The organism is Gemmatimonas sp., from assembly GCF_041689975.1.
Classification (GTDB): Bacteria; Gemmatimonadota; Gemmatimonadetes; order Gemmatimonadales; family Gemmatimonadaceae; genus Gemmatimonas.
In genome coordinates this window covers 1-5,711 of record NZ_JBDNFF010000238.1, presented here as the reverse complement: position 1 = coordinate 5,711, position 5,711 = coordinate 1, and the positions used below count along the sequence as shown (strand labels likewise).

5 protein-coding genes are annotated in these 5,711 nt (G+C 65.9%); all 5 read right to left on the bottom strand.

All coding sequences use genetic code 11. The annotated features are described in order from the left end of the window. The coding region (locus tag ACESNG_RS15295; RefSeq protein ID WP_373069605.1) for a GNAT family N-acetyltransferase at positions 1 to 794 on the bottom strand (794 nt) is incomplete at its 3' end. Positions 795 to 869: 75 nt separating this feature from the next. Next, a complete protein-coding gene (locus ACESNG_RS15290; RefSeq protein WP_373062333.1) occupies positions 870 to 2,021 on the bottom strand; it encodes an aminotransferase class V-fold PLP-dependent enzyme in 1,152 nt (383 codons plus the stop codon). A gap of 25 nt (positions 2,022 to 2,046) precedes the next feature. Beyond that, on the bottom strand, positions 2,047 to 2,967 hold the full coding sequence (locus ACESNG_RS15285) for an ABC transporter permease (RefSeq protein WP_373062335.1): 921 nt from the start codon (positions 2,965 to 2,967) through the stop codon (positions 2,047 to 2,049). A gap of 2 nt (positions 2,968 to 2,969) precedes the next feature. Then, positions 2,970 to 4,046 (bottom strand): glycosyltransferase, encoded by a 1,077-nt coding sequence (locus ACESNG_RS15280; RefSeq protein WP_373062337.1) that lies wholly within the window; start codon positions 4,044 to 4,046, stop codon positions 2,970 to 2,972. 3 nt (positions 4,047 to 4,049) lie between these two features. Further along, the coding region (locus tag ACESNG_RS15275) for an ABC transporter ATP-binding protein (protein WP_373069602.1) at positions 4,050 to 5,711 on the bottom strand (1,662 nt) is incomplete at its 5' end.

The window sequence follows — 5,711 nt, the reverse complement described above, 5'->3', positions numbered from 1 at the left end:
GGCAATTCCGTCTGCACGTCCGATCCCACGTGCGTCACGTGCAGCGTGAGCGATCGCGCGAAGCTCACAAAGCCCACGGTTGACGCCAAGGCGCGCGCGGCCAGGTCGCCGACGGCCAGGCGCACGAACGGAATAAATCCCTGGCTCAGCACGTGGCGCACGAGGGCATCGAGGACGACCCGGCCGTAGCCCATGCGACGATGCCGCGGCGAGACGAGCACACGCACACGCGCCAAGCGTCCGTCTGGTGCGTCGACGGTAGCTAACGCCACCAACACGCCCCCCTGCAGGGCACCGACGCGATGCGGAGAGTCGACGTTGCCGCCGCCCTCGTTCCATTCCCACGGCGACACGTCGTGTCGCAGCATGTCCAGCACATCCCGCCGCGGGTCGTACACCAGCATGCCTGCAACCCTCGGCGACGGCGCGATGGTGCATTCGTCGAGTAATGCGACGGCTGCCGGATCGTCGCCCACGGTGAGCCGCGCGCCGCGCAACTCGATTACCGAGCCCGGCGCTGCCTCGAGGCGCGTGAGGGTAATCAGCTCCTGCACGTCCGCCGGATCGAGCCCGAGATCGACCTCCTCGTCACACGGCACCGACACCACACCGACGGCATCGCGCACGAACGTTCGCACGACCGGTTCGTCGTCGCCCAGCCGTTCCACGCTCGCAACCCGATGCCGCTCGAGAAAGCCCACCGGGCATCCGAGCGGCATGGCACAGGACCGCAGCGCGTCTGCAACGCTACGATCGGCGAGCGCGACCCGAAGGTCTTTCGAAGAGTGCGACATCGTTTCGCGAAGTAAATGAGTTCGGTGTTTACATAAATATGGCAGGTTCAGACTCAGGGTCCTATGGGCAAGTCTTCAATTGTCAAGAATTCGTAGAACCCGCTCAATTTCCTCGCTGGTGTTGTAGCAGTGCGGAGCCAAGCGGATCGCGCCTTCACGGACGGTGTGTGTGACGTGCGCCGCGTTCAGCCGATTGGCCATCGCGCCCAATGACGCGGAGGCAAAGGCGATCACACCGGCCCGCCGGTCGGGGTCGGCTGGCGTCACCAGGCGGACATCCGCGCGCGATTGCGCCCACTCGACAATCCGCGAGCCGAGGGCGGCAATGTGGGCAGAGACCGCATCGACCCCGAGGTCGAGCAGGATCCGGGTGGACGCGTTGGCCACCGCAAAGTCATGGTAAGCCAACGTCACCACTTCGAAACGGCGGGCGTCGTCGAAGAAGTCGAACTCGTAGTCAGTGAGACGAGTGTAGTCGGTGGAGGACTTCATGCACGCCCACCCCACGTCGATTGGATCGATGGCCTGTACCAGTTCGCGGCGCACATAGACGAAGCCCGTGCCCCAGGGGCTGAGCTGCCACTTCTGAGCGCCGCTGGCAAAGATGTCGATCGGCAGGGCATGCAGATCGATTCGGCGGGCGCCGCACCCCTGAATGCCGTCCACGATGAAGAACACGTCGTGGGCACGGCATGCCGCGCCAATGCGCGCGAGATCGGCCACATAGCCCGTGGCGAATTGCACCCACGACACCACCACCGCCACGACGTCGGGGCGTTGGACCGCCGTGACCAGCGCGTCTTCGTCCGGGAGCCCGTGCTTTCGTGGAATCAGTTCGAGGTTGATGCCTCGCGAGCCGAGCGCTTGAAAGGGATACACACAGCTCGGGAACTCGCCGTCGAAGGTGAGAATCGTGCCGGGACGGAGAGGAAGCGCCCGCGCGGCGAGATTCAAACCGTACGTCGTGTTTGGCATCAGCGCGATCTCGTCCGCGTCGGCACCGACCAGTGCGGCAAACTGCGCCCGCGCCGTCGAGGCGGCATCGAGCATCGAGTGAAACGGGAGCAGATGCGGCTGCGCACGCATCGCACTCCACGTGTGCGCCACGTTGACCGCCGACGCTGGCATCGGTCCCACACTGGCGGCATTCAGAAAGATCGCCGGATCGTTGGCCATCCAGGCGTATTCACGGGCGCGGAGCGCGGCGACGTCGTGCGGTGTGGTCATCGAGAATGTCCGAGTGCGTGAAAGACTACGGCAGGCGCCGTGCGCCGCGCGGATCGAGCGCGTCACGTAAGGCATCACCGAGCAGGTTGAAGCCGAGCACCGCCACGCCGATTGCCAGACCCGGGGCGAGACTCGTCCAGGGCGCATTGCGCAGCTGCGATAGATCACGCCCGTCGGCGATCATGGCGCCCCAACTGGGCGTTGGCGGCTGCACGCCAAGCCCGAGAAACGACAGTGCCGCTTCGGCCATGATCGCGCCGGCAATACCAAGCGTGGCGGCGATCACGACGGGCGCGATCACATTCGGCAAGACATGACGGAGCAGGATGCGACGATCGCGCGCGCCGAGTGCTCGCATCGCCTGCACGTACTCGAGTTCGCGCACCACCAGCACCTGGCCGCGCACCAGCCGTGCCATGCCGGCCCAGCCAACCACGCCGATCACCGTGCACACCACCGTCAGCGACGGCTCGAACGCCGCCGCCATCGCGATCAGCAGCAACAACGACGGAAACGCCAACGTGATATCGGCGAGTCGCATGATGACCTCTTCCGTCCACGTGCCGCGGTAGCCGGCCACCAACCCCAGCACGAGACCGATAGACAGCGAAATCCCCTGCGACGCGAGCCCGACCAGCAGCGAGATGCGCGCGCCATGGACCAGCCGCGACCACACATCGCGCCCCTGCGCATCCGTACCGAGCCAGTGCGCGCCGCTCGGCGCCTGCAGCGCGTTGCGCAAGTCGATCTGAATCGGATCGGCGCCGTCGATCAATGGGGCCAGCAGCGCCGCCAGCATCAACAGCGCGATGAGGCCAAGGCCGAAGCGCGCGCGCCGATCCTCACGCAGGCGCGTCCACGCCGCGTTCGGCGCTGGACCAGTCGCGGCGGTACTCGCGGCGTTGCTGGCGGCGTTGCCAGCGGCGTTTGTGGCGGCGCTCGCCATCGTCAGGCCGACGTGAGCGTCGGACGGATTGCCGCCGACGGCACCCGCGTTCCCGAGGCGAGTGACAGCACGTCGGCCGCGTTGTCGACGAACTGCGGCCAGTCGTGCAGGCGCGTGGCGCGCGCCCGAGCCGCCTCGCCCATCGCCTCGAACTCGCGACGATCCGACAGCAGTCGCGCCAGCTCCGCGACCATCTCCGACACATCGGCGTCGGACATCACGAATCCGGTGATGCGTGACGCGACCAACGATGAGAACGACAACGCACGTGGCACGACGACGGGGATTCCGCGCTGCATCGCCGCGATAGTAGCGATCGCGCCCGCATCGCCGTCGGCCGTAACCCACACGGCGGCGGCATCGACCTCGTCTGCCAACAGCAACGTGTCGATCGACGCGACCTGCACGAACGCGGTGAGCCCCAACGACGCCGCATGCACGCGCGTGGACTGCAGCGCGGCGAGGTCGCCGAGCAACACGATACGCAGGAATGGATGCCGGCTCACCAGCCGCGCCGCCGCACGCAGCGCCACAGCCGTGCGTTCGTCGTGTTCGGCCGAGGGCACGATCCACAACGCCGTAGGTACCGTTTCGCTGGATGGCGTCACCGCGCGTACGCTACGCCGATCGGGGCCAGGCCAGCTCACGGCGATCCGATCGCGACCCCACGAGGTCAGTCGCGCGCGTGAGCCCGCCAACCGTGTACGCCACGTGAGCGCGGCCGGACGATCGTCATCCGCATTCTCGCCCACGCACCAGCGTCGCACCACGCCACCGTGACGACCGATAGCCATCGCTGCCAGCAACGCATCGGCTTCACTTTGTACGAGTACGGCATCGGGACGCAGCGCGGCCACGATGCCGCGGGCACTGCTGATGCGTGTCAGCCCGCCCTGCCCCGTAATGCCGCGCACCGGCAAGCGAGGAAAGGTGGCTTCGGTGGCACGTTCCAGCACACCGTGACTGAGACACGCCACGGTGACGATGTCACCGCGCGCCGCAAGCTCGGCGCCGAGTGTGATAGCCAAGCGAACGCCAGGCGTCCACGACACGGCGGTAGTGAGCACGAGAAGGCGCACGGCTCACTCGCTGCCGCGATTGAACTGCAACGCATGCAAGCGGGCATACGCACCGTTGCGCACGAGCAGATCGGCATGCGTTCCTTGTTCCACCAGCTGGCCACGCTCGAGCACCAAAATGCGATCGGCGTGCTGAATCGTGGCGAGACGGTGTGCGATCACGAACACCGTGCGTCCCTGCAGCAACCGGTCGATCGCTTCCTGTACCAGCCGCTCACTCTCCACGTCGAGCGCCGACGTAGCTTCGTCGAGAATCAGGATCGGCGGATCGGACAACAGCGCCCGTGCGATCGCCAGCCGCTGCCGCTGTCCACCCGACAGACGCGAGCCACGCTCTCCGAGATTCGTGTCCCACCCCTCCGGGAGTTCCTGAATGAACGACATGGCATTGGCGGCACGAGCCGCGGCCTCAAGCTGCGCCTGTGTGACCTGCGTACGACCGAAGGCGACATTGGCGCGCACCGTGTCGTTGAAGAGCACGGTGTCCTGACTCACGATGCCGGTCAGCGAACGGAGGGCATCGAGCGTGATATCGCGCAGATCGATGTCGTCGAGCGTAATCCGACCACTGGTGGGCTCGAGGAAGCGCGGCAGCAGGTCGATCAGGGTGGACTTGCCGGCGCCGCTTGCACCCACCAGCGCGATCACCTCGCCCTTTCGTGCCGTGAAAGTCACATCGGACAACGCCGGCGCATCATCGCCGTAGGCGAAGGTGACATGCTCGAATTCGAGCGACGTCGCAAACGTTGGCGCGGTGATCGTGCCGCGATCGACCGCCGTCTCCGTCGGCGAGTCGAGCACTTCGAAAATGCGCTCGGCACTGGCCAGCGACTGCTGGGCCGATGCCGGCACCTGCGAGAGCTGCTTGAGCGGCTGCAGCAGGCGCATCACCCAGATCAAGAACGTGACCAGCAGCGCACCATCCAGCGACTTCTCGACCAGCACGAGACGTGCGCCGAACCAGAGAATGGCGACAGCCATGCCGGCGCCGAGCGTTTCGGTGACCGGTCCCGACATCAGCGCGAGTCTCCCGATGCGCACATACCCTTTTGCGAACGCGGCATTACGCGTCACGAAGCGCTGCTCCTCGCGTACTTCCGCCCCGTACGACTTGATGAGACGGATGCCACTCACGACTTCCTGTACCATGCTGGTGATTTCGCCCTGCTCGTTGCCCATGCGGCGATACCCCTTGCGCAGTTTGCGCAGCACGGGTTGCAGCGACAGCACGGTGAGCGGCACCACCACCAACGAGGCCAGCGACAACTTCCACGACACGGCGAACATGATCGCGATCGTGGAGACCACCTGTGCCGTGCTCCAGATGGAGCGCGTGACCAGTTCGGTGACCACGGCTTTCGCGTTGGTCGTGTCGGTGAGCATACGCGAGATCACCTGCCCCACCTTGTTGGCGGTGAACCAGCTCATCGGCAGACGCAGCAAGTGCGCATACAGCGCGTCGCGCAGATCGCGAACCACGAACTCCTGCAACTGCGCACCGATCTGCCCACTCAGCCATACCAGGACGTTCTTGAGCGTGACCGCCAGCAGCACCAGTATGATGACATTGCGCAGCGATCCCATCTGGTCGGACGGATCCAGCAGGAAGCCGATGGTCGTGCCAAGAATGGCCGACACGACCTTGTTGCCCGGAATGAGCTGCGG

Excerpts from the sequence above, each read along its gene's own strand:
- ACESNG_RS15290 (WP_373062333.1), bottom strand. The coding sequence starts at position 2,021 with ATGACCACACCGCACGACGTCGCCGCGCTCCGCGCCCGTGAATACGCC.
- ACESNG_RS15285 (WP_373062335.1), bottom strand. The coding sequence starts at position 2,967 with ATGGCGAGCGCCGCCACAAACGCCGCTGGCAACGCCGCCAGCAACGCC.